Source organism: Paracoccus sp. L-17 (assembly GCF_056857655.1).
Window position 1 is genome coordinate 49,363 of record NZ_JBSXNM010000022.1, and the last position, 24,125, is coordinate 73,487.

Below are 24,125 nucleotides of genomic sequence, written 5' to 3' on the forward strand. Positions count from 1 at the left end.
CGGCGTGACCAACTTTTTCGAAACGCCCGGGTCACGGCTTCAACTTGCGGTTGGCAGAATCGACAATCCCGGGGGTGATGCCGGTCGTGGCCCAGGGTCGAGCGAATCAGCAACTGCATTTGCTTGGGATTACCTCAACCCACGGAGGAAATATGTTTTTAAATTAATCTTAAAGAAGAGCCTCCGGCACTTGCCTTGCCAGAAACTTTTCTGCCACGAAATGGACGACGCTACTGGCGCCGTCCACCCAAGACCGTTGCCTGAATTTCACCTATCCCTAACTGAATGAATATTTTAATTTCCGAAATCCTTGTCCATCTCTTTCTGGAAGAGGAGAGGCCTGCGCTGATCGGCGCTTTTTCGCGGTCCTCGGGTAGCAAGAAAGCGGGTTTCAGCCGTTCACGTGGAGTTGACTTAGCGCCCTCCCAGCCTGCAAGATCAGAAAGATAAAAATTTAGCGGTATCGAGGTTATTATGAGTTCCGTCATTGGCTTTCGCGATACGTGGCCGTTTGGTTATCGCCTCTATAATGTTGCCGTTGCGACCCTCCTTCTGGTTGCACTCAGCCCGACAATTCTACTTCTGGCCTTCCTGCTCTTGATAACCCAGGGTCCGAATATCCTTTATTTCGGGCCGCGGATGGGAAAGAATCAACGCCCGTTCCAGATCATCAAGTTCCGGACCCTGTGCCCGAAGCGCGCGCGGGCGATCACCGCAGATCGCACCCTGCCCGCCGATGCGAATATCGAAACTCGACTTGGAAAGATTCTGCGCGAGGTCCGGCTGGACGAGCTTCCGCAGCTTGTGAATATCATTCGTGGCGACATGAATATCTGCGGACCGCGCCCCGTGCGCCCCGAGATCGCGGCGATCGAGAGTCGGCGCATCAAGGGATACGAGAAGCGGTTCGACGTTCGGCCCGGGCTGATCGGTCCGACCCAGGCGTGCTTCGGTCACGGCGCCAGCAAGCGGATACGCGCGCGAATGAACAATCTGGCTGTCAATCGTCCGGTGAATATTGCAGCCGAGCTTTCGCTGCTGGTCCGGATCGGAAGCTCCATCCTGCATCGGATCGGGAAGAAATCGGTGAAATTCGCGAAAAGATTTTCCACCGGGAAGACCTCGGCGTTCAAGGACATCTATCTTTCTGATATCGTGCAGAACAAGCCGTCGCTCGTTCATCGCATCGATATGTCGTCATTGTCGGTGAGGGGGGTTGACCTGCCATCGGATGGGCATTTGGCGATCCGCCTGCATTCCGGCGCCTTGCGCCGGGCGCGCGTAAAGTTGACACAGTCCGGAGCGCCGGGAATTTTCAACTACAAGCCCGTCAACGAAGTCGACGCATTTGTCATTGAACGGTATGCTCTGGGCAGGGTGATCATTCCGCCTCGCGTGGCCTGGTCAATCGAGTCGAGGCAGCCCGAACTGGCCGGACAGGAAGCAGGCATATAAATCCGATGACAGCGATGACGCAGGCCCGGCGCAAGTCTCTCTTGGGTTCGGGCAGCGCGCAGTTTGCCGGCCAGTTTCTGGGATTGTTGCTGGCGATTCTGGTGTCTCACCTGATTGCGCGCCGCATGGGCGTCGGTCCGCAGGCCGACGCCTTCCTTCTGGGGCGGCGCCTGATCACCGCCGTGACCGAGGCGCTCAACCAGATCGTCGTGGCCGTTTTCATTCCGCTGATCGCGGCGCAGGCCGCCGCCGGCGCCGGGATCTGGCATATCATCATGCGATCGGGGGGCGGTGCCTTGCTGGCGGGCACGGCACTGGCTGCGATCTTCATTGCCGGGGCGCCATGGATCGTCGCATCGGTCGCGCCACAATTCGATGCCCAAACCGCGGCACTGGCGACGCGCGTCATGCGAATTCTGTCACTGGCATTGCCGGCGACCGTCGCTACTGTCGCGCTGGCCGCCTATTGCAATGTCCGCGAGCAGTTCGGAGGCGCTGCGGCGTCGCGGCAATTGCCCCGTGCCGCCGTGGCGGCGGCCCTTCTTCTGGGCACAGGCGGTCTCGCGGAGCTGGCGGCAGGCGCCTATACGTTCGGGGCAGTCCTGGTTACCGGAATGCTTCTTCTGATGGCTCTGCGGCTAAGCCGCACAGCGCCCATACAGACCGGCATCCGCCGTTCCGGTTCGGTCTCACGGCGTGCCGCCGCCGCCGTCGTGCTTGCGGGCGGCGCAATGGTGGTGCTGTGGCTGGAAACGGCGTTCGCCGCGTGGACCGGCCCCGGCGGGGTTGCCATGCTGGAATATTCGCAACGTCTGGGCGCGCTGTTGGGCAATACACTGGCCATGGCGCTGACCTTGGTCGTCTTCGCCGATCTGTCGCGGCGCAGCGCCGCAGGAGAGACCCGGGAACTGGATGCGCGGTTCAACATTGCGGTCTGGGCAGGCATCTCGCTGATGTTGCCGGTGACGGTGGGTGTGGTGGTGAACGCCCCCGGTATCATTGAACTGGTGCTGGGCTACGGCGCGTTCGAAGCCGCCGAAATCCGGGCCGAAGTCGTGACACTGACACGCTGGATGGCGGTTGCGCCCCTCGGCGCGCTGGTCGTGCGGATGTTGTATGTCCGGGTGCTGGCAGACGACACGCTTCCCGTCGTGCGCATCGCGCTGGTCGCCACGATCGCGGATATGGTGATCCGCGCCGTGCTTTTCCGGATCCTGGTGCCTTGGCTGGGACTGACCGGAATTCCGCTGTCGCTGGTGATCACCCCGATCGGGCCCGTCCTGATAATCGCGCTGTGGCTGAGGCGGCAAAACGTGTTCCTTGACCTGCGTCCGGCCAGCATCAGTCGCCCGTTGATGGCCACCTCGCTGACGGCAAGCCTGGCGATCGCGGCCGGCGCATGGCTTGGCCCCCTATTGTCGCAATGGACTGCCCTGGACGGCAAAAGCGCGGCCCTGTCCGGCTTGCTGGTTTCGGGTCTGGCGGGATCGGCGGTGCTTGGCGTCGCGGTCACGGCGTTTCGCGTCCGGCTGCGTTGACGCCATCAGGGTCTGAACCCACTGCGCTTCCAGACCCAATCCGGCCAGTCGGCGCCGCGGGCCTGCCGCCGCTTGCGTTCGATCCCGCCAAGAAGGGCAATGGGCAGAATTCGGCCCAATGCGTCCCCAAGCGCCACGGCGGCGCGGTCGGTGCGGGACAGACGTCGGGTCGAAGGGTCGCGATCATGGCTGGTATTGGCCGCAAAACGGCTGACAAGCGCGTCAGGTGACACCGGAAGATCGAGCGCCCGGACCAGCGCCGCCCGCCCCCCGTCGGGATCGGCGGCGAGCGCATCGTATTGGACCAGATGCGCGCGCGGGTCATCAGCCGCAAAGCGGCGCAGATAGCGGGTATGAAGTGCATTGGCGAGTGCGCCTCGCACGATATCGACCAACCGCCCTGGTCCCCTCCGTGGACTGCGCCCATAAGCCGAAAGCCGTGACGCGATCAGGGTGCGGCTGTCCCGGATGACGCAGACAAACCGCGCGGCGGGAAAACGTTGCGCAAGGGCCCGCGCGAGCAGGGTGTGATGGGGCGACTTTTCCAGCCACAGCGGCGCCTGCTGACGATCGGCAACGGCATCCATCATCGCCTCGAATACCGCAGCGTGGTCCTTGGCCGATGACATGATGTCATCAAGGGTTTCATCGGGCAGCCCGCCCAGCAGCCAGTAATCGGATGACACAAAGGCCGCGCGGAAGGCCGCGCATGTATCGCGATCCGAAAGCGGCGTGAAGACGCGGGCAAAATGGGAAAAGAAAAGGCTTTCATGAACGCCGCGATGATCCTCGGCCGCAACGGCCGCGACAGATCCCGAACCGTGCAGCATGTTGGCCACCCAGGTCGTGCCCGAGCGCTGAAGCCCCAGCACGAAAACGGCGCGCTTTCCCGAGGCGGGGTCAGCCGCCATCGCGCGATGGCGTCCACAAGACGCTTTGCCTGCCGAAAAGACAGCGCAGGATTCCTATCAGCAACGCGATGTGAGCGAAGGTGAAGAAGGCAGGCAAAGCCACCAGCTTGTTGCGGCGAAGATGCGGCCAGACAAGTCCGGCTGCCGCGACCCCGTAAAAGGCGATCTGAAAAAGTCCGGTCGCAAGATAAAAGAGGTTTTGACCCATCAGAGCCAGGTTCGAAACGAACAGCAGGATCAGGAAAAAAGGGTTCAGCCTTCGCATCAGCTTGTGCGAGAAAAGCTGCCATGCATACCAGCCGTGGCGCAGTGGATTCATCAGGCCGGCGTTTTGCAGCAGGCTGCGCCAGCCCCGTTCGCTGGAACGGATGCGCCGACGCATCTCGTTGCCGACATTCTCGGTGACGTTCTCGACGGTGCTGGCATCGGGTTCGAAAACCAGGCGATAGCCCTGCGCGACGGCGCCGACCGATATGACGAAATCGTCGGTGCATCCCGGCGCCGGCGGACGGACAAGTGCGCGACGCAGCGAATAGACCGAGCCCTGCGCCGAGATGGCCCCGCCCAGGCGCGACTCAGCGTGTTTGAGCTGTTGATCATAGCGCCAGAAAAGGCTTTCGGCAAAACCGATACCGCCCGATTTGCCCTCGACCGTGATCTGTCCGCACACGCCGCCGACCTCGGGGTCTGCGTAGTGGCGCAGCATCGCGGTCAGGGAATTCTTTTCAAGAATTGCGTTGGCATCCGAAAAGACGACGATGTCGCCGGTGCAGCATTTCAGTCCTTGGGCAAGCGCCTGCGCCTTGCCCACACGACCGGGTTCAAGCACCGTGATTCGGGGGTCGTCCACCTTGCGCACGATCTCGGCGGTTTCGTCCGCCGAACCATCAGAGACGACGATCAACTCGATGTCCGCCCCGCCTGTGTTCAGCGCAAGAGTATTCTCGACCTTGTCGGCAATCACCGGCGCCTCGTTATAGGCGGCCACCAGGAAGCTGACATTCGGCGGGTCCCCAGGACCGGCGGGCGGGGTTCGTCTTGGGCGAAGCCGCGACAGGGCCAGAAGAAGCATCCCATAGCCGAAGAGACTGTAAAACAACGCAATCGCAGAAGCCCAGAACAAGACTGTCATCGGCAAGAACGCTCCATTTCCCGCGCAAGGGCCGCGGCGTTTTCCTCGATCAGATATTCGTCCGCGATTCGGCCACGCCCGGCATGGGCGATGGCGGCGGCATCATCCCAGTTCCGGGCAATCTCGCCCAGCGCCGCGGCGATCGCCGGCGCATCGCCCGGTGGGGTAAGCCAACCGGTCCGGCCGGGTTCGACAAGTTCGGGAATGCCCGAAAGGTTGCTGGCAACGACCGCCCGGCCATGCGCCATCGCCTCCATCAGGACAACCGGAATCCCCTCTACCCTGCCATTCTCTCCGGGGATCGACGGCACCACGAGCACATGGGAATCGCGATAGGCCTCTGCCACGATCTCGGCGGGTTGCGGGCCGTCGAACCGAACCTTTTCGGACAGCCCAAGATCCGCGGCCTGGGTTTGCAGTGCCTTGGCCAGATCGCCGCCACCGACGATGCGGGCCTGCCAGCGCATATCTGCCGGAAGCAGCGCGAGGGCGTCCAGAAGATGCGCGACGCCCTTTTTCCTGATCAGCGATCCTACATAAAGAATTCGCAACCCGTCGGTTGCAGGCGGGTTCGGCGCTGGCGCATCCAGCGTCTCGCGAACGACGCCGCAGCGGATCAGACGCAACTTGTCGGCCGGAAACCCGGCCAGTCTGGTCAGCCAGCGAATGTTATAGGCGCTTATGGACCGGACGAACGCGGCTTTTCGCGCCTTTTCGGGCAAAAGCGCCTGCGATACGAAAATGTCGTTGGCATGGGCCGAAAAGCTGAATTCTGTTCCCGCAAGCCGGGATGCGATCAGTGCGGCATTCGCGGGGTGGCCGGCAAATTCCGCGTGAATATGCTGGACTCCGTTCGTTCGGCACCATCGGCCAAGCGCGACCGCCTTGGGAAACAGAGCCGCCACCGCAAGCCCGCGCCGGGGCTCGCGCCTGTGTGCCACGGCTATCTGTGCGACGAGCCGCGCCATGAGGCCGGGCCTGCGCAAGGTTTCGGCCAGAAGCGCCGCGAGGGTCCGGCCGCCGAGAAAGGGAAAAGTGAAGGCCCGCGGCAGCAGTTCGTTGATGAAGCCGTGCACGATCTCTGCCTTTCGGAAGGGTTTTATGTGAAAGATCCGGGCATCATGGCCAAGCCGGCCATATTCGACCACATTGCGATAGGCGAAGGTCTCGGTGAGTTTCGGAAATTCGCTGACAACGACAAGGATTCTCATTTCCGCGCAAGCTCCTGAACATTCACACGATAAAGCGCAGTGCACAAAGCCGGCAGCAGCCAGGTATATTTGGTGTATTCATTCGGCAGGAACAGGCTGGCGATCAGATAGGCGCCGAACCCGTAGGCAAGCGCCTGCGCCATGACCCCTAGCCGTTCATCCGCCGGGTTTCGGCATACGGCCCTGATGCGGCTGAAGGCATAGCCGATCATACCGAAAAACGGCAGGGCGCCCAGAATGCCGTATTGAACCAGGACGGAAAGATACATGTTGTGCAATTCGCGCCCCAGCAAAGTCCGGCCGGGCAGGTAGCGATAAGCATTATCAGTGAAATGGTAGTAGAAATTGCCGGGTCCGACGCCCAGGAACGGGCGCTGGACAAGCAGATCCAACCCGATCAGATTATAGGTCATGCGCCGCCCCAGCGTCCAGTCGCGCCCGGACCCGCCGCCGAAAATCGAACCCAGACGTTCGAAATATTCTACCGGAATGAATGGAATGGCCGCGATCAGGCAGAACAGGGCGATCATCATGGAAAGCGGCATGAACCGCGCCCGCCGATAGCGCCAGGCCAGCAAGATCACGACGATGCCATAGGCAAGAAAGGCCGACCGGGCAAAGGACAGAACAATCGCCGCCGTCCCGAGGCCGACGATCATCAGCATGTAGCCGCGCAGCCGCGGCGTCGCCAGCATGTGTGCAAGCGCGAAAACCACCCCGGCCAGAAGCATCGAGGCGGCGGTGGTCGGATTGTAATCCGACCCCCCCGAGGATCGCTGGAACCCCTCGGCCGTGCGCGCGGTGGTGGCCGCATCGGACTGGGCCACGAGGGTGGTGCCCGTTGCGATTTCGGCCAGAAGGATCAGCGACGATACAAGCGAAGTAATCGCCAGCATCCAGATCAGGATCTCGACCTTCTTTCGGGTGTCAGCCAGCGTGACCACCAGCGTGAACAACAGGAAAAGGCTGACCATGGTGCTGACGGTATCGATGGCGAGGCCTCGATCTTCGGCGACCACGATGCTGACGACGGCCATGCCCGTCGTCAGAAAGGCAAACATGGCCACCGGATCGCGGGCGGCTGTCCGAATGCTGTTTCGCATGTCGATCGCTCGGGCCAGCACCACCAGCGAGGTGCCTGCGGCGATCAGCTTGAAGGCCGAGACCGGCAGAAAGCCGAAGAACAGTTTCTGGATGGCGTCGAGATGTGAGAACACCGTCAGCGCCAGCACTCCCAGAAACGGCTGCGCAAACAGCAAGAGGCCCGAGAACAGCCCGACCGGAAGGGCAAGCGCGGCCACCGGGTTGGTTATGGTCCCGGCAACGATCACGATCAGCGCCGCAAGAACCGCAAGGCCCAGCGTCAATGGCATGAAGCGCAGGAACCCTGTCACGACGCCACCCTGTCATAGCCCGATGGCCCCAGCCGGCGGCGGCGCAGCCGGTTGGCAAGTGCCGTCACCGGATGCCAGACAAGCCAGCCTGCGGCGGTGTTGACCCGGGCCCGCAGCGCCAGCGCCTCGAGCCACAGCGGCCCGCCGCCGAAGGCCCGGTCCTGAAGATGAACGCGGCTGAGGATCACGGGACCATTGCCGGGGACGTGGTCTTCGCGCCGGTTGTCTTGGCGACCGCCAGTGACCGCCACGAAACCCGCCTCTTGCGCGGCATCGACCGAAACGGGATCGAAGCGATCGAAGGGCCAGGCCATGACGCGCGGCGCACGATCCAGAAGTGCCGCCAGTTCCCGGTATGCCTGGCTCAGCATCTGCGACACGCGGGCCCGGAACGCGGCCTCGTCCTCGGCCGAGCCGTCACGCCACCATCGGCCTGCCAGCGCCGAGTCGGTTTCGGGCAGAGATGCGTCGGGCCGGAGCGAAGGCGGCGGTGTCACGGCCTCGAACCAGCGCGACTTGTTTTCCGGATCGGTCGCCCAGGTCAGCGGGGCATGGCGTTTCCAGTCAGGACCGACCAGCCCGGACGTCCGATCCGAAACCGGGATGCGGGCATGGTTGGTGCCATGCGCCTCGACCGCGAAAAGCGGATCGGCATCAAGATGCCGCAACTCGGCGACATTCATATAGCCTTGCCAGGCCTCCGGTCCGCAGGAGCGGTCGGCCCCCCGCGGGACCTCGCCCGGTTCGACGAAATCCACCGAGGCAAAGATCGTCGCCGGGGCGTTGTGGCGGCGCAGGATCGGCGCGGCGAAAAGATAGTTGTCAAGATAGGCGTCGTCGAATTGCAGCACCACCGCCTGCGGGGGCAGAGAAGCACCGTTCGCGCGCGCCGCGACCAGATCCTCGGTCGAGACGATGTTCCAGCCGTCGCGTCGCAGGGTGCGAAGGTGGATATCCAGCACTTCCGGACGGACCGATATGTTTCTGGCCCAGGGCAGCCAGCCCGCATCGGGTGAAACGCTGTGATAGACGAGAATCGGCACGCCACCGGGCTTGCGCAGCGCGCGCCACGCCAGAAGAAAACCCGCAAGGGCAAGAACCAGACCCAGGGCAGGCAGACCAAGCGTAACTCCCACGGCGCCCGCGACAAGGCCGCAGAGGGCGATCAGTGCCGCGCGACGAAAGGCTTTCTTGCGGCAGGTCCGGCGGTCGGCCGGCGAATGCGGGACCGGGTTCATGGCAGCAAGGTCGCATAGGATACCGGCCCTGACGCGACCGCATCGCTGCGGCCAAGGGCGTTCAGTTCGTCGCGATCCACGACGCCAGAGCGCAGGCCGACCACCACCTGGCGATCCTTGTAGACGCTCCAATCCGCGATCCGCGCGATCGGCGGCAATTCGACCGCCTCGGGAACACCGCCATCGGCAGCAGTCGGTGCGGCGATCTTCAGCACCGCCTTGAAAAGGTCATGCAGGGCCGTGACATCGGCCTGCGTGCCGAATGCGGTGACAAGAAGCGCCTTGGACGGCCAGCGGTGGGGGCTGTCCGAAACGAAGCGCCGCCCGACTGCATGGGCATAGCGCTGCAGTGCCGTGCCCGGCTTGCCGCCATCGAGATAGCGCCGGGCCTGGCGCAGAAGCCTTCGCGTGACCGGCGGCAGGACGCGGGTGCCAAGGGTCCTGCGCAGATCCTCTGATGTTCGGGCACGATCGCCCAGCACGTCCATCGCGACAATCGGAACCAGCACCAGGATGCTGCCGAGGATGGTGGCCACGATCGTGTTTATCAGAACCTTGGGAAATTTCGGATAGACGGGAACGCTTGCAGAATCGATGGTCCGGATCTGCGACAACTGCGCCTCGCGCGCGACCCCTGCGGCCACCTGACGATTTTGCAGTTCGGTGAGATCGGCCTCGGTCTCGGTGATGCGCTGTTCGATCTGTGCCAGCGCCTCGCCGGCCGTTTTCAGTTCTCGCAGAGCCTGATCAGCATCCGAGACCCGCTGGCTGCGGAATTGCAGCCGGGCCTCGTTCCCGGCGCGGGAAGCCTGTGTTTCCGCCAGGGTCTGTCGCAACTGGCGCACCGTTTCGGCATCCGAGGCGCGCGTGATCGAAGCCTCGAGCGAGGCGATCGTCGTATCCAGAAGGGCCAGTTCGACCTCGGCATTCTGCAACGCGGCGCGGGCGGCCGCGCGCGTGTCAAGCATGATGGATCGTTCCTGATCAAGGTTGGTGATGCCGAAATTGCTGGCCGTGTTCTGGTATTCTGCCGCGTATCTGGCCAGATCCTTCTCGCGCGCGGCGATCACGTTCTGAAGGGTTTCGTCGACCTGGGCCGCATCGGTGCGAAACTCATCGCGGGTTTGGTCCACATAGGCCTGCGCCAACGCGTTGGCTGCGCGGGCGGCCAGGGCGGGATCGCTGTGAGATACCGACACCAGAAGAATATACGAACCCTCGACGGTCTCGACCTTGGTGGCGCCGAGGAGGTCGCTGATATAGGTTTCTCTGACGGGTTGAGGCTGGAAGTAGCCGAAGTTGAGAATGTTGTACCAGCGCCAGACCGCAGCCTTGAATCGCCTGAAGGCGGTAGGAGGCTCGATTTGCAGCGTGCCGCCGGCTTCCTCTGTCAGAATGTCGATGGCGCGGCCGGCGACCTTGCGCGACAGCAGCCGTTCGATATGGGTCTGCGCGATGATCGTGGCCGGGTTGAACTGGCTGACGCCGAGAAAGCTGCTGTTGAAGCGAAGCTCTTCCGTGGAAGGCTGCATGTTCAGCGTCACCGAAGCCTCGTAGATCGGCGCCGCTCGCAGAAGCAGCATCGACAGGGCCAGGGTCAGGCCACCCGCGACCAGCGCGCCGATCACGATGGTCTTCCAGAAATGGCGCAGCAATTCTCTGTAGTGATCGAGCATGAAATGAAAACCGCCTAAGGAGAGAGGATCGCGTTCAGTCCGGAACCGGAGAGGGTCATCGCATCGGCCTTGCAGCGTCCGGGGTCAGCGGCCAGAAGGCCACGACCGGGTTCGGCGAGGCACAGGATATCGGCCCCCTGACCGCGTGCCTGATCGCGCAAGGTGCGCGCAGCCGGACCCCAGGCGACCGAAATCTGCGTCGCGTCGCCACGCCGTATGACAAAAAGCCCGTCAGCCTCGCGGCGGACCTGAGCCTGGGGATCGATCAGGCGCGACAGCAGGCGATAGGCGTAAACGCCGGGCTTCGGTCGCCCGGGCCCTTCATACAGCGCGGTGCGGGTATTGCCGTATGTCGCGCCGGGACCTTCTCCCAGACGGAACCACAAACAGAATGGCGCGCCGGTCGACAAGACATTCAGGTTGCGCTGGATGACCGCCCTAAAATGCGCTTCGGGTGTATAGGTCCCGCCGTAATCAAGCGTCGGGCCGCCGCATTCGGTCGAAAGGACAGGACGTCCCGAAAGCCTTCGCACCAGCGTCAGCCGGTCGATGTCACGCGATTCGGGACCGTAGAGATGCACCGACGCGATATCGTACCTGCTGCGTTTCAGAACGGGCAGAACCTTGTCGACGATGATGGCGCGGATCTCGGGGCCAAGCATCTGCGCTTGCGAAAGAACGGTCTCGGACGTCTTGCTCCAGCTTTGGCGAACCTCGATATTCTTGCGCTCCTGCTGCACCACCAGCACATCGGAATTGAACGAGGCGATGCCGCCCATCACGAAGATCGCGTCCGGGTCTTCGGCTTTGACCGCCGCCTGCGCGACATTGACGTAAGAGATCAGATCGTCCGGCGAGGCGGCCCAGCCACCCGAGCGGTTGCTGTCGCTGATCCATTCGTTCGCGGCCTGATAATAGCGGACCGGAAACCGCAGACCCGGCATGTCGCCCGTCCCGTCACCATCATAGCGGTCCACGACGGTCCGGATAAACCTTTGCCACAATCCCAGGTCGGTGGGCATTGCGTTCTTGACCTTTTGCGTGGCCTTGTCGGTTGCCCAATCGGCGTCGGATTCAAAGGTGAGGAACGGCTGAATGCCAAGATCCTGAAGCGCCTTTACACGTTGGTCCAGGCCGACGAAGTCGAAACGACCCTGGCGCGGCTCGATCCGGCTCCAGGAAGCCGACAGACGGGTCACGCCGATCCCGGCCTCGGCGATGGCTCTGTAATAGCGGGTTTGCGAACCGGGAAAGGCCAGACCCAGCCGTGGGTTTGGTGTGACACTCAGTTTCGCCAGATCAACATCGGCCATGACCGGTGAAGCCACGATCGCCAAGAAAGCGGCGCAACCCGCGAAAACCCCGCCCCACATCACGGCGCCCCAGGGATATCGACCATGCGCACCACCTCCAGACCGTCGCCGGGGTGAAGCCGGGTATCGGGCCCTGCCTCGACCACCTCGGTGGCCTCGCCGTTCCGGCGATAGATGCGATAGGTCACGCTTACATCGAACTCTTCGGCGATGTCGGCGCTGCTTGCGAATTCGCGCACGAAGGCACGGGATCGCTCAAGCCGGGTGGACGTTTCCAGGATCGCGGCCTCGGTCTCGGCAAGAAGCCCCGAGAGGTCTGCCCGCAACTGTGTCTCATCCGTGGCCGGCGCCGAAGCCGCGCGTTCAAGTTTCTGTCGCGCGGCCGCTTCCAGGCCGATCGATTCGAGGATGTCAACGCGCAGGCGGGACGTGTCCAGGGTCAACTGGACCACGCGATCCGACCGCGCAAGGCCGCGGTCGCGCAGATTTTGCTGATCGGCCAGAGCCTTGAGAAGCGTGTCGAGCTGGTTGTTCAACAATGTGCGACGCTCGGCGAAGGCCTCGGCCTCTTCCCGCGCCAGCCGGAGCTGGTCGCCCTGTGCCTGGCGGCGCGCGTCCTGAACCTCGCCAAGCGCGGCAAGCAGCGTGGCTGCCGCAGTCACCAGTGGCTCGGCCTGGTTTTCATCCAGCTGCTTCTGGACCTCGTCGCTGATTTCCATCGTCGTATCGCCGTCGCGCGCGGCGATCAGGCGCGCACGCGTCACCTGCAGCGCGGCCAGCCGCTTGGACAGAACCTCGGCATTGGCCAACTCGTCAGATACGCGCATCCGGCTGCTGGTATTGTCAAGATTTGCCGGATCGGCCATTCCGCCACTGATCGCCACGGCAGAGCGCACGTCGATCCCGGCTTGAAACGGGACATTGCCCGGGTTTTCAACGTCGCCCGATACGATGATCGGCACGTAGGACGCCACTTCCAGCGTCACCGATTCCGAATCCGAGAACGCGGTCGCCAGAAGTGCCTCGACTTCCTGCTCGAGCTTCGCCGGCGTGCGTCCGGCGGCGGGAATCGTGCCGACAATATGCATCGAGATCGTCCCGTCCGATCGAACCCGATAGATGCGCGACAGATCGGGGCGGGCAAAGACCGACAGATCAAGCTCATCGCCGGGACTGATGAGATATTCGTCGGCCAGGGCGGGCGGCGTCAGAAGGATCGGACCCAGTGCGACGACAGGCAGAATGGCCCAACGCGAGACTCTGAACATCAGGTTTTCCACCCACCAAGCTACCGCACAAACCGTAACAGAGCGTGACGTGCAGCCATGCTGCAAGTCAAGCCTTCACTCGTCCGCACGCGCAGAACAGGGCGGGATGACCATATGGCGATCAGCGTCGCAGGGGGGATGCGCCCCGCCGGGAAACCGACGGGACGCGGGGTCAGGACTTAGCCAAAAAGGAAATCGCCCGACGAAAATTCGTTCAGGTTGGTGTCGGCGAAGACGAGATTGTCGCCATTTCCGAAGGAGAGCACCGTGTCGCCGTCCCGTTCGCTTACGAGCGAAAGCAGATCGCCGACCGAGTTTGCGTTGTTGAACCCGTAGACGAAAACCCGGTCAACGCCCGGCTGGAAATCCTCGATCGTATCGGTCCCGCCGCCTTTTGCCATGACAAAGACATCGGCACCGGCCAGTCCGTAGAAGCTGTCGTCTTTCGAGGTTCCGCGAAGGATATTGCTGCCGTTATCTCCCTGGATCGTCGAGGACGACAGGCCGTCATCGACGGCCGGCGCCGAAACGGGCCTTTCGCTGCCGCTGTCACTGCTGATGGTTCCGGTTCCGGTAACGTTTCCGTTGATGTCGACAACGGCGTCGTTATAGCCATTTCCGACGCGCACGCCCGCGGCGCCCCTCTCCAGATTGTTGGAGTTGATGATGAAGGAATCGACGCGATAGTTCTGGTTCGGAACCGACAGAAGGTCGATATCCGAACGGCCGTTGCCATAGCCGCTGTCGACCACCGTGTTGCCTTCGATCCGAAGGGTGCCGTCGCTGCCCATGTGATCCGCGAAATACGCAATCCCGCTGTCATTCGAGCCTTCGACATAATTGTCCTTGACGATGCCGGAACTGCGCACAGAGATGCCGTTTCCATCCTCTGAATTGGTCACGCGATTGTCTTGGATCAGGACATCGCGACTCTGGACATAGATACCGTGCCGCAGGCCGTCATTGCCACCGTTCAGGCCGGTCTGGTCGATGGTGTTGCCGATGATCTGAAGTCCCGGATGCGATACCCCCTGCTCGTATCGCTGTCCGGCGTTGATCCCGTCTTCTCCAACCCGGGATATGTCACTGTTCGAGATGACGACGTTCGATGTCGAACCCTGGGTGCTCAGTTTGATTCCATCTCCGCTGACATTTCTGATGGTGACGTTTTCGAAGGTGACATTATCGACGTCCCGAAGCAGCGCACCGTTTCCATTGACATTCTCGATCACGACGTTGCGCACCAGCGTGTTATCCCATTCACTGCCGGTCAGGCGCAGGGTGCTGTTGTAGGTGACGTTCTCGATAATATTGTCGTATTGCGGCATTGTAGTTCCTTGTCATTTCGTGATATGGCATCTGCCATTCTCTTGGTGTCGTCCAAAAACAAACCTGAAACTGTGGGAAACAAAATTCTGGCTGCGCAGGCGCAAGACAGCTTTACGGACGAGATGCGCCCAGGCACGCTCTCGCCATAGTCGACTGCACGAGGTCGGAAACGACGAGCGATCCTTTCTCGCCTGCGGCGCCGGTGACACGGTCGTCGGCAGCACAGTCTGGCTTTCGATCAACCACAGCACTCGGAAACCGAGTTAGCGCCTGACAAAACTGCGGTCGCGGTGCAACCGGGCGCCGGCGGATGCTGGCTGAAAAGGCCGATTCTTGCCAGATGCAGCAAGATGGCGGCACGATTTCGCTTGCCTGAACGAAGCGGAAAGTGGACCTTGTGTGGATGAATTGTGGTTGAGGAACATGCACATCGGACCCGCGGCGACGAATTTCCTGGTCCAGATCGCGTATTTGTGCTCATGAAGGGCGTTGATCCCAAACGGGTGGCGTTCTTCCTGCCGCACCTCCGGCACGGTGGCGTCGAACGGCTTTGCGTCACCCTGATTCGCAGCCTGCGCCGCGACGTCTTCGAACCGTTGGTCATCCTGCAGCGCCAGGAAGGCGAGTTTCTGGATCTGCTGAAGGACACGCCTGTCATTGTGCTTCGCAATCGGCGTGCGCCGTCGTGTATAGCGGAAATTGCATGGCATCTGCGGCGCCAGCGGGTGCACGCAGTTTATACCGCCACGACCGCCACCAACATTTATGCCGCTGCCGCGGCAAAACTCGCCAGATGCAGATCGGTAATCAGCGAACATACGCCCCTTTCCGGAAATCTGGCTGAATCCAAATGGCGGCAGTTGCGGCTTCTGGGTCTGCGCGGAACCTATCCGCTGGCCGATCTCGCCGTGGCGCCGCTGGCCGAAATCGGGGATGAGCTGAAAGATATTCTGGGCAATCGATGCCCGCCATTCCGATGTCTGCGCAATCCGGTTGTCGAGGAAATCCAGCCGCCCGGCAATATTCCGGAAAATGCCACGAAACTTGTCAGCGTCGGGCGACTGGCCGAAGTGAAGCGCTTTGACCTGATGATCGAGGCCTTTGCCGTGCTGCGCAAGCAGAGGCCGGGGGCAACCCTGGAGATCATCGGTGAAGGGCCCGATCGCGCCCGCCTGGAAAGCGTCGTCGACAGTCATGACCTGAGAAATTCCGTCTCGCTGCCGGGCTTTGCGAGCGATGTTCCCCAGCGGCTCGGAAACGCCCATCTCTTCTTGTGCACCTCGCGCCGGGAAGGCTTCGGAAACGCGATCGTCGAAGCCATGGCGGCGGGGGTGCCGGTGATCAGCGTCGATTGCCCGGTCGGGCCGAAGGTGCTTTTGCGTGACGGCAAGGCCGGAAGGCTGGTGCGACGTCACACGGCGGCAGATTTCGGCCGAGCACTGATCGAGGTGACGGCGGATGCAGAGCTTCGTCGGTCCTATGTGGCGGCCGGCCGGCAAGTCGCCGGCGACTTCACCGTCACGGCCGCGGTGGAAGCCTACGAATCCGCATTCTCGGACCTTCTGGGGCCGTCATGCTGATCGGTGGATGATCGCCTTTATCTGCGTCTTCCAGCGAGAGCGGCGATAGAGACGCCTCAACTCGCGATAGGCCCTTGCCTCGACGGGGCGCAGCACCTTCTTCATGATCGGCGGCAGCGTCACGATCCGGGGACGGAAGCTGTCTTTGAATTCCTGACGTCCCGCAGCCTCGCCGGATCCCGACAGACGCGGGTCAGGATAGCCCACCAGATCAAGCACATTGCTGCCCTGCCGCTTGGCATCCAGGATATTCTGCCAGTACAGCGACGTGCTGCGGCCGCCGCGCATACCCGGTGACGTGGCAACAAGCAGCGCATAGCTGCGCTGCGCCTCGCGATAGCTGACCGAACCGCCGATAATCTTTCCATCGACCAGCGCAGCATTCATCGTTCCCAAGCCCGGATGGGCTTGAAGCACGCGGAAATGGGCAGAAAAATCATGCTGCCCATCGATCTCCAACCCGGTCGTCCGGGCCATTTCCCGCATGATCTCGCTCAGCCGTGACGATTCGGCCAACGACGCCACGGGGCGCACCTCGACCTCCGTGCCTCCGGAACTGCGCAGGTCCCGCCGCCGTCGCTGCGAAAAGCTGCCCAAAAGCGCGTCCTCGGATCCATCCAGGTCGATCAATGCCGTCGCGCTCGGCAACGTCTGCTCGTCCGATGGCACCCTGGCATAGCCGCCGCGCATCAAGACGTCTTCGCAGGTCTCGGCATCCTCATCCTGCCAATGCGGATTCACCGCCACCGAAATGGCGCCCATGCGATAAAGAGCATCTTCAAGCGCCGGCATGATCCGTGCCAGATCCTCCGGCGTCCGGGTGCACGGCCCCCTCTTGAGCGATGCGGAGAATCGTCCGCGATAAAGCCTGGTCAGGCGAACCCATCCTGCGGAAACGACATCCCCAACCTTGTCGGAGCAAACGAAATAACGATAGGATTGAATCTGCGAGGGTGCGGCGATCTTGGGCCAGACAGCGTTCTGCATGATGGACGCGGAAGGCCATGTCTGGACAAGAGTGTTGGCACTCTGAACGATCGGAGCCGCAACGTCCTGAGAAAAATGAACCTTCACGAAGATCCCCCGTGTGTAAAATTTTACGCTGCCGACCGAGGCAGAGTGTAGCGTAGAAGTTTTGCGGATTCTACAAGGGAGCGCGTAATATGCCCAAATCTCCAGTTAAAAACCTTTCAAAGTACCGGATGAAGAAAGTCTTCAAGGACAAGATCTTCGACATCGACCACATCCTGACGTTCAGAAAGCCGGTCGAACGTGATAACAAGTACAAGAAAATGAACCCGAAAGGCATCAAACTTCATATTGCGAAAACGCAACCCGAAATAGCTCCGATGATCAAGACCTTTCCTAAAAGGGCTGATTTTTTTCGAGAATATATCGAGAAAGATATAATAGCCTTCTTCGCCACGAAAGATAATTCGGTTCTTGGTTACATATTTGCCACCGAAGATGATTTCTACGATCGACATCTTTGGAAAAATACGGTTCACGTCAAGCCCGGAGAGTTTTTTCACTTCGCGGGATATGTTTCGCCCGGCAGCCGCGGGTCTATTGTTTCACTTTTCATATTACAAGGAATGTACGATTACTTCGAGAATAAAGGATTGTCGGCGGCAATTACCACTATTTCTTCCCGGAACGAACCGTCATGGCGGCTTTGCCGGAAATTCGGTTACGATCAGATAGAAAAGGCCTGGGATGTTTACAAGTTCCTTGGCTTCCGATGGTCTCGTGAGGTTCCTACACGAACCTGGGTAGGATAGCTTTCCCTGGTTTTTGAGGGGCGGCTCACCAGCCCGCCCGGCGGCCGATGTGCCGGTATGAGGGCGGCGTCGATCTCGGTCTTGGCCAGAGCCCCGACACCCTCCGGATTTGCGGGAAATCCACGCCCACCGCCCTGCCTGCCGATTCCCGGATCACCGCAAGCTGGAAATTCCGGCCCCTGTCACGGCGGCGCGGCTGCTGCCACCACCGGAAGCAACCTTGCGATCGGGGCGGTTTATCCTGTCGCGCTGCGGAATCAACCCGACCGAAGGTGACCCGTGGCTTCGGCGATTGCGTGATTCCTGGCAAGCAGATAGTGAACACCATTGGCATTCCGAAAATTATTCAATTATCCAATGCAATTTATTATTTGCGTCCTGTCAATATATAAATTCCTGGCTAATTTAATATGTATTGACGAACAGATAATAATATAGATAATCATTGAAGCCTGCTTAAAAATCAGGCTGGAAAGCAAAAGAAAAAGTCTCGCGCCACGGATATTCAAAGGATGCTGGGCGCGGTTCTTCACTCGTATCAAAGGTGCGTAGAATGGCTCAAGAACTCGATTCCATCGTCGAAGCCCTTGCCCAGGCAAGGCTCAATCTGAATACCGCTGTAGAAGGCATGACCAGTGGCGCGGCTGCCTCGAAACTGTCCGATTCGCAGCTCAGCCGGCTGAAGGCGCTGTCCGACCAGAACACCGGCTGCCAGAACAGCGGCTGCGGCGGTGCCGAAGCGGCCCTTCGCGACAAGTCGGGCATCGCGAAATAAGACCATTGCGGTCTTGCGTCGGCGGATACGCTTGCGATCCGCCGGCCATCCGATGTCATCACGCGCTGGCTGCCCCGAAACTCATTTTCCAGAGGCATGGGATCATGCAGAAACTCTCCAGATATGTCATTGCGTCGCCGGTTTTCGCGGAAGGAGAGGAAAATCGTCATGTCCTCTTCTCGACCCGGACGGGGCAGATCTTCGAAGTGCCGCAGGCCATATGGACGGTCTTGCGCGAAGGCGGATTCGACAAGCTGAACAGCGATGTCCTGACCCAGCTTTCCGAGGCCGAAATCCTGGTGCCCGAGGCCGAGGCAGAATTATCCACCATTCTGGACCGGAACCGGGACGGGATCCGGGTCAATCCGCATCTGAATTATGTCATTCAGCCGACGGCACATTGTCAGTTGGGCTGCGGTTATTGCGGTCAGACCCACGAGCGCACAAATCTGAGCCGCGCGAACGAGGCCGATATCCTGCGCGATGTCGAGGCGCGGCTGGACCGCGGTCCTTTCGCCGAGCTCAACCTGTGCTGGTTCGGCGCAGAGCCCTTGTCGGGCATTCAGCAGATGCGTTCGCTGACGCCGCAGCTGCGCAGCCTGTGTCAGGAACGTGGCGTCGAATATCGCGCCAGCATCATCACGAACGGGCTGGCCATGTCGCGGAAGATCGGTGCCGATCTGGTCGGGCCGCTCGGGGTCGTCTCGGTCACTGTCTCGCTGGACGGGACAGCCCCGCATCACGACCGGCGGCGCCACACGAAATCCGGCAAGCCGACCTTCGATCGGATCCTCGCCAATCTGGTTCAGCTTGTGGCGACGACCCAGGATGCGCCGATCGAGATCAAGGTGCGCTGCAATGTCGATCGGGAAAACGCCTCGGACGTGGTGCCGCTGCTGCGACGACTGCGCGACGAGGGACTGGAGCGCGCGGTTCAGTTCTACACCGCCCCCATCCATTCCTGGGGCAATGACGCACAGCGCCGCAGCCTGGAGCCCGCAGACTACGCCGAACGGGAATTATCCTGGTTTGTCGAGATGAAGCGGATGGGCTTTTCCGTGCCACTGGTTCCCAAACGGCAGCCCGTGGTCTGTCTTGCGGTGCAGCCCGACGCGGCGCTGGTCGATGCGCATGGCACGCTGTTCAACTGCACCGAGGTCTCTTACGTGCCCAGCTATGGCACGCCGAACCGCTTTGCCATCGGCGATCTGACCACGGGCGAGCGGCAGGCCGAGGTGCGCGACATTCTCGGCAGTTTCAACGATCAGGTCGAGGCCGGCGCCTTCGGATGCAGCCGCTGTCCCCTGCTGCCCGTCTGCGGCGGCGCCTGCCCGAAGGAATGGATCGAGGGCCGGGCGCCCTGCCCCAGCTCGAAACGGAACATCGCCCAGAGATTGCTTCTGGCCGCTGCCTTCGAGCGAATGGACAGGGCCGCCGGTGATCCGTCCCTGCCCGCTGTGGCCTGAGACCGGGGCGCGGCGATCATGCGCCTGCTGCGGGACCGAATTCACCTTCAGCCGGACGGTGTGTTGACCCTGACCGGCGCCGGCCCCGTCATGCTGCACGGCGGGGCGATCCGGGAAATGGTCGAAACGCTGCTGTCGGACGGAATCGATGCCGCGAGGGGCGACTCAACGGCCTCGTTCCGCGAGCTGATCGACTTTCTCGAGACTGCGGGTCTGACCGGGCTGGCAGACGAAACGCTGGCCCCGGCACCGGCGCGATCAGGGCATGTCCTGCTGGCGGGCGACGCCGATTGGGTTTCCCCGCTGGCTGAGGAACTCGTCTCCTGCGGCATTGCGCACCTGTCGGTGTGGGCTCCCGTTGCGGGACGTGACGCCGGCCGGGACGCCCCGAACCGCGGCGACCCGCCGCTTTCGCCGGATCTGGATCTGGTTGTCGGCGCGTTTGCTCCGCGAAGGCCGGTCCTGCAAGTCGAGCTGGAGCAATCATGCCGCCGTGCGGGAATCCCGTTTCTGGGCGCCGAGATCATTGGCGCGAAGGGCTTCGCCGGCCCCGTCTCGCGGGCCGGTCTGGCCGGATGCTGGCTCTGTGCCCGGCAGCGTCGCCGTGCGCACGCGCCCGACCCCACAGCCTGGGCGCGTGCCGACGGGCTGGCCCGGGTGCATCATTCCCGACCCGGTCCGGAAGTGTCGCGATCCTTCGCCCGATCGCTTTCTGCCGAGATCTGCCGGCATCTGGCTGCGGATGCGGCGGGGGCTCTGGAAGGGAAAATCCGGATCCTCGATCTCGCAGCCCAGACATCAAGCCTGCATGGCTTCATCCCCATGCCGTTTTGCAGCACCTGCGGGAAGGATCCGGTTGCGACCCAGTGCAGATCCGCCGGGCCGTGCACGGGTCCGCGGCAAAGGTTCCGCGACTGGCTGGACCTCGAGACCGGGGTGTTCGTCGGGCCGGTTTTGCGCGATCGACCGCGCCCTTTGCCGGGAACTTTCATCGCCGTGGCCGAGGTGGCGCCTTTTTGCGGCTTCCGCGACGATCCCATCGCGGCCGAACCCGCCTGCGGCAAGGGCCTGACGGAAGACGAGGCGATGATCAGCGCGATCGGGGAAGCCTTCGAGCGTTATGCCGCATCCCGCTGCGACCCGCGGACGCTGGTCCGGGCACGGATGCGCGATCTGGACGGCCCGGTTCTGGACCCCCGCCAGATCGGTCTTTACGGCCGCAGTCAATATGCCGAACCGGATTTTCCCTTCCGGCCCTTCGACCCCGAGGCGCAGGCTTTCTGGACCACCGCCGTCAATCCGTGCAGCGGGGCGCGGACCTGGGTGCTGGCCGAGCAGGTCTATTACCGGCTTCCGGCCGGATATTCGAACCATCTTCAGCAGATGACCTCGAACGGCCTGGCGGCGGGCGCGGATCAGCAAAGCGCGGCAATGCGCGCGATCCTCGAAGTGATCGAGCGCGACGCGGTCCTGACCGCCTGGCTGCGACGCGACGCCGGGCGCCTGCTGCCGCAGGATCTGTGCAACCCCGAAACGCGGGGCATCATCGCGCGGCTGCGACAGGCCGGTGCCTCTGTCGCGCTGCATCTGCTGGATGGCGCGGGCGGCGTGCCGGTGATCATGTGCATGGCGACGGGTGATGGCATCCGCTGGCCCGGGCTGACGGCAACCTCTGCAGCCGATCCCGATATCCGGCGCGCGGCGGCGAAAGCGGTGCTGGAACAGGCCTCATCCGGGCTTGGACTTGCGAGAATGCTGCACGAGGAAAGCGGTCCACGCCCATGCCTGCCCCAGGAGGTGCGGCGGGGGCAATTCATCGATCACGCCTGCTACTATCTTGGGCCGCCATCGCAGCACGTCGCCTTCTTGCGTCATGCCGCGTACCACCCGTCGGTTGTCGATCCCTCGCTGCCGATCACGGGGCTGGATGATCTGGTTGAACGGCTCGACGAACAGGGGCTGACGGTTCTGCTCGCCGACCTCACACCTCGCGATGTGGCGGCTGCGTCAATTCGTGTCGTGCGTGCCCTGGTGACCGACCTGCTGCCACTATCCTGCGGCTTCGGGATGCTGCATCTGGGCTCGGCGCGGCTCCGCCACCTGCCGCTGGGCACATTGAACCCTGCACCGCATCCCTTTTGTTAGACGTACCGCCAGATTGCCTGGCGTTCGCGTCGTCCGCGACCGCCGGCGAAACCAATCGACCTGAACGCCTTGATCCCCGTTAGAAAAAGGGCGGCGCCGCCATGTACCATACTGATCCGGAACTGGGGTGAAAGATGCCTGCGGACCTCCTGATTTTTATATTTGTCCAACCTTTGGTCCTTTGACATGCTCGGCTGACCGGTTGCTGGCGAGACCCGTGCCGCCCCGGCACGGATTGCAGGCAGTAAACTGACCCATATGGCCGCCGGTGGACGATTTCATTGCGCAAGTCGGTAATCTCTTTCAGCCACCCTGAGGTCGTCCATGTGTCGGGGCTGTCAACCCGCGACACGAGCCAATTCTTCTTGATCAGGAGATCGAGGATTGGCTCACGTCCCGCGTGTTGGCCGCGTAATTTGCTCTTCAGTGAGCTACCCCCCGAAAGTTCAGCAGTTCGTCGGTTTTCCCGAGATGCCAGACTAGCTGTTCCATCCCGGATGATCACATGAACCCTCGCCGATCCGCCCTGTTCATGGCAAGGTCGGTCCTGCGCGAGATTCTGGACGGGGTGAGAGTATGCTGATCTCTCTGCACAAGCAGGCGACGACGACACCGAAGATCCGGGCCGCAATCCAGGCGAGCAGCGAACCGGCATGGATGGTGGCCGAGCGCTACGGCATCTCGGAGCAGACGGTGTGGAAGTGGCGCAACCGCGAGGACGTTCACGACCGGAGCCACACGCCGCACCGGTTGCAGACGACGCTGACGCCGCCTCAGGAGGCCGTTGCGGTGGCGTTGCGCAAGGCGCTTCTGCTGCCGCTCGACGACCTGCTGGCCGTGGTGCGCGAGTTCCTCAACCCGAATGTCTCGCGCTCGGGCCTCGACCGCTGCCTGCGGCGCCATGGCCTGGGCAACCTGCGGGCGCTGAAGCCGAAAGAGCCGAAGCCGACGCACGGCACCTTCAAGGCCTACGAGCCCGGCTACCTGCATGTCGACGTGAAATACCTGCCGCAGATGGCGGACGAGGAGCGGCGGCGCTAACTCTTCGTGGCCATCGACCGCGCCACACGGTGGGTCTTCGTGCGCATTTACCCGGCGCAGACCGCGGCCAATGCACGCCGCTTCCTGCGCGATCTCGAACGTGCCGCCCCGATGAAGATCACCCGGGTTCTGACCGACAATGGCAAGGCCTTCACCGACCGACTGTTCGGCCTGCGCAAGCGCAGCCCCACAGGACAGCACGAGTTCGACCTGCTCTGCGCCGACCTCGGCATCGAGCACCGCCTCGCACCCCCGATGCGGCCGCAGACGAACGGCACGGTCGAACGCTCCAACGGCCGGATCGAGTATGTCCTGCAGGGCCACCGCTTCCGAAGCGGCGAGGACCTCAAACACACCATCCTGCGCTACGTCCACCTCTACAACAGCCAGCTCCCGCAATCAGTCCTCAAGGGCCGAACACCTGTCGATGCCCTCAAGGACTGGCAGCGCCAAACGCCAGAGCTGTTCAGAAAACGCGTCTACAATCACGCGGGATGTGACACGTAGGTCATTGTGCGGCGCGGACTTGTTCGCCAGCGACGCGCCGTAGGTCGAAATCAGATTTCAGAAGAGCATGAGCGCAGGACTTTTCTAGCACGCTACCTACCATCCTCGCTCGCGCAATGGTCTTCAAGAGCTTTCGGGAATATTGCGTTGGGGACTAAGCCAAGTCGGCCGGGCGTACCCGCCAACTCCTGTGGCTGCCCACTAGAGCCTGTCGCACTCAATTGGTGAACCGCGCCGGGTTTTCCGGAGGCTGATTTGTCTTAGTTACGCGGCCATGTCTGATCTTTCCAGAGCGGCATAGAAGTTTGCCTCGGCCTCTGCTGGCGGGATGTTACCGATGGGTTCCAGCAAGCGTCTGTTGTTGA

General features: G+C 62.1%; 17 protein-coding genes and 1 pseudogene. 8 read left to right on the forward strand and 10 right to left on the reverse strand.

The features are described from left to right. Window positions 1–474: 474 nt before the first annotated feature. On the forward strand, window positions 475–1,455 hold the full coding sequence (locus AC13CR_RS02105) for a sugar transferase (RefSeq protein ID WP_292957196.1): 981 nt from the start codon (window positions 475–477) through the stop codon (window positions 1,453–1,455). A 5-nt stretch (window positions 1,456–1,460) separates the two neighbouring features. Next, complete coding sequence (locus AC13CR_RS02110; protein WP_292957193.1) at window positions 1,461–2,993, forward strand: lipid II flippase MurJ; 1,533 nt, start codon at window positions 1,461–1,463, stop codon at window positions 2,991–2,993. Between the two features lie 5 nt (window positions 2,994–2,998). Here the strand turns inward: AC13CR_RS02110 and AC13CR_RS02115 are convergent, their stop codons facing one another. The 9 genes from AC13CR_RS02115 to AC13CR_RS02155 all read right to left on the reverse strand — a co-directional run bounded on the left by AC13CR_RS02115 (window position 2,999) and on the right by AC13CR_RS02155 (window position 14,464). Then, the gene (locus AC13CR_RS02115; RefSeq protein ID WP_446236132.1) at window positions 2,999–3,904 is read right to left on the reverse strand and encodes a sulfotransferase family protein; all 906 of its coding nucleotides are present in this window, start codon (window positions 3,902–3,904) and stop codon (window positions 2,999–3,001) included. Further along, the gene (locus tag AC13CR_RS02120; RefSeq protein WP_446233506.1) at window positions 3,894–5,036 is read right to left on the reverse strand and encodes a glycosyltransferase family 2 protein; all 1,143 of its coding nucleotides are present in this window, start codon (window positions 5,034–5,036) and stop codon (window positions 3,894–3,896) included. The genes AC13CR_RS02115 and AC13CR_RS02120 overlap by 11 nt, the downstream gene beginning before the upstream one ends. Then, a complete protein-coding gene (locus tag AC13CR_RS02125; RefSeq protein WP_293015050.1) occupies window positions 5,033–6,247 on the reverse strand; it encodes a glycosyltransferase in 1,215 nt (404 codons plus the stop codon). Before AC13CR_RS02125 ends, AC13CR_RS02120 begins: the two co-directional genes overlap by 4 nt. Then, on the reverse strand, window positions 6,244–7,641 hold the full coding sequence (locus tag AC13CR_RS02130) for an O-antigen ligase family protein (RefSeq protein WP_292957182.1): 1,398 nt from the start codon (window positions 7,639–7,641) through the stop codon (window positions 6,244–6,246). Before AC13CR_RS02130 ends, AC13CR_RS02125 begins: the two co-directional genes overlap by 4 nt. Then, window positions 7,638–8,879, reverse strand: coding sequence for a polysaccharide deacetylase family protein (locus AC13CR_RS02135; protein ID WP_292957179.1), 1,242 nt, complete (start codon window positions 8,877–8,879; stop codon window positions 7,638–7,640). Before AC13CR_RS02135 ends, AC13CR_RS02130 begins: the two co-directional genes overlap by 4 nt. Then, on the reverse strand, window positions 8,876–10,555 hold the full coding sequence (locus AC13CR_RS02140; RefSeq protein WP_292957176.1) for a GumC domain-containing protein: 1,680 nt from the start codon (window positions 10,553–10,555) through the stop codon (window positions 8,876–8,878). Before AC13CR_RS02140 ends, AC13CR_RS02135 begins: the two co-directional genes overlap by 4 nt. 14 nt (window positions 10,556–10,569) lie before the next feature. After that, window positions 10,570–11,868 (reverse strand): beta-galactosidase, encoded by a 1,299-nt coding sequence (locus tag AC13CR_RS02145; protein WP_293015047.1) that lies wholly within the window; start codon window positions 11,866–11,868, stop codon window positions 10,570–10,572. 59 nt (window positions 11,869–11,927) lie between these two features. After that, window positions 11,928–13,136, reverse strand: coding sequence for a polysaccharide biosynthesis/export family protein (locus tag AC13CR_RS02150; protein ID WP_292957170.1), 1,209 nt, complete (start codon window positions 13,134–13,136; stop codon window positions 11,928–11,930). A 179-nt stretch (window positions 13,137–13,315) separates the two neighbouring features. Next, window positions 13,316–14,464, reverse strand: coding sequence for a right-handed parallel beta-helix repeat-containing protein (locus AC13CR_RS02155; protein WP_446233507.1), 1,149 nt, complete (start codon window positions 14,462–14,464; stop codon window positions 13,316–13,318). A gap of 411 nt (window positions 14,465–14,875) precedes the next feature. Here AC13CR_RS02155 and AC13CR_RS02160 point away from each other — a divergent pair, with 411 nt between their 5' ends. Further along, window positions 14,876–16,045, forward strand: a complete 1,170-nt coding sequence (locus AC13CR_RS02160) for a glycosyltransferase (RefSeq protein WP_298855718.1) — start codon at window positions 14,876–14,878, stop codon at window positions 16,043–16,045. On the opposite strand, the gene AC13CR_RS02165 is transcribed toward AC13CR_RS02160, so the two are convergent. Beyond that, window positions 16,037–16,837 (reverse strand): GNAT family N-acetyltransferase, encoded by an 801-nt coding sequence (locus AC13CR_RS02165; RefSeq protein ID WP_482900714.1) that lies wholly within the window; start codon window positions 16,835–16,837, stop codon window positions 16,037–16,039. The two genes, AC13CR_RS02160 and AC13CR_RS02165, sit on opposite strands and share 9 nt — an antisense overlap. Before the next feature lie 410 nt (window positions 16,838–17,247). On the opposite strand from AC13CR_RS02165, the gene AC13CR_RS02170 reads away from it, so the two are divergent. From AC13CR_RS02170 to AC13CR_RS02190, 5 genes and pseudogenes are all read left to right on the forward strand, one after another. After that, the gene (locus AC13CR_RS02170; protein WP_292957158.1) at window positions 17,248–17,826 is read left to right on the forward strand and encodes a GNAT family N-acetyltransferase; all 579 of its coding nucleotides are present in this window, start codon (window positions 17,248–17,250) and stop codon (window positions 17,824–17,826) included. 553 nt (window positions 17,827–18,379) lie between these two features. Further along, window positions 18,380–18,601, forward strand: a complete 222-nt coding sequence (locus AC13CR_RS02175; protein ID WP_292957155.1) for a hypothetical protein — start codon at window positions 18,380–18,382, stop codon at window positions 18,599–18,601. 104 nt (window positions 18,602–18,705) lie between these two features. Beyond that, window positions 18,706–20,067, forward strand: a complete 1,362-nt coding sequence (locus tag AC13CR_RS02180) for a radical SAM/SPASM domain-containing protein (RefSeq protein ID WP_292957152.1) — start codon at window positions 18,706–18,708, stop codon at window positions 20,065–20,067. A gap of 18 nt (window positions 20,068–20,085) precedes the next feature. Continuing rightward, window positions 20,086–22,212 carry a TOMM precursor leader peptide-binding protein gene (locus AC13CR_RS02185; protein ID WP_482900715.1) on the forward strand — a complete coding sequence of 709 codons (2,127 nt, stop codon included), beginning with the start codon at window positions 20,086–20,088 and terminating at the stop codon, window positions 22,210–22,212. 576 nt (window positions 22,213–22,788) lie between these two features. Next, a pseudogene (locus tag AC13CR_RS02190) lies at window positions 22,789–23,760 on the forward strand (IS481 family transposase). The last annotated feature ends 365 nt before the right edge of the window (window positions 23,761–24,125 follow it).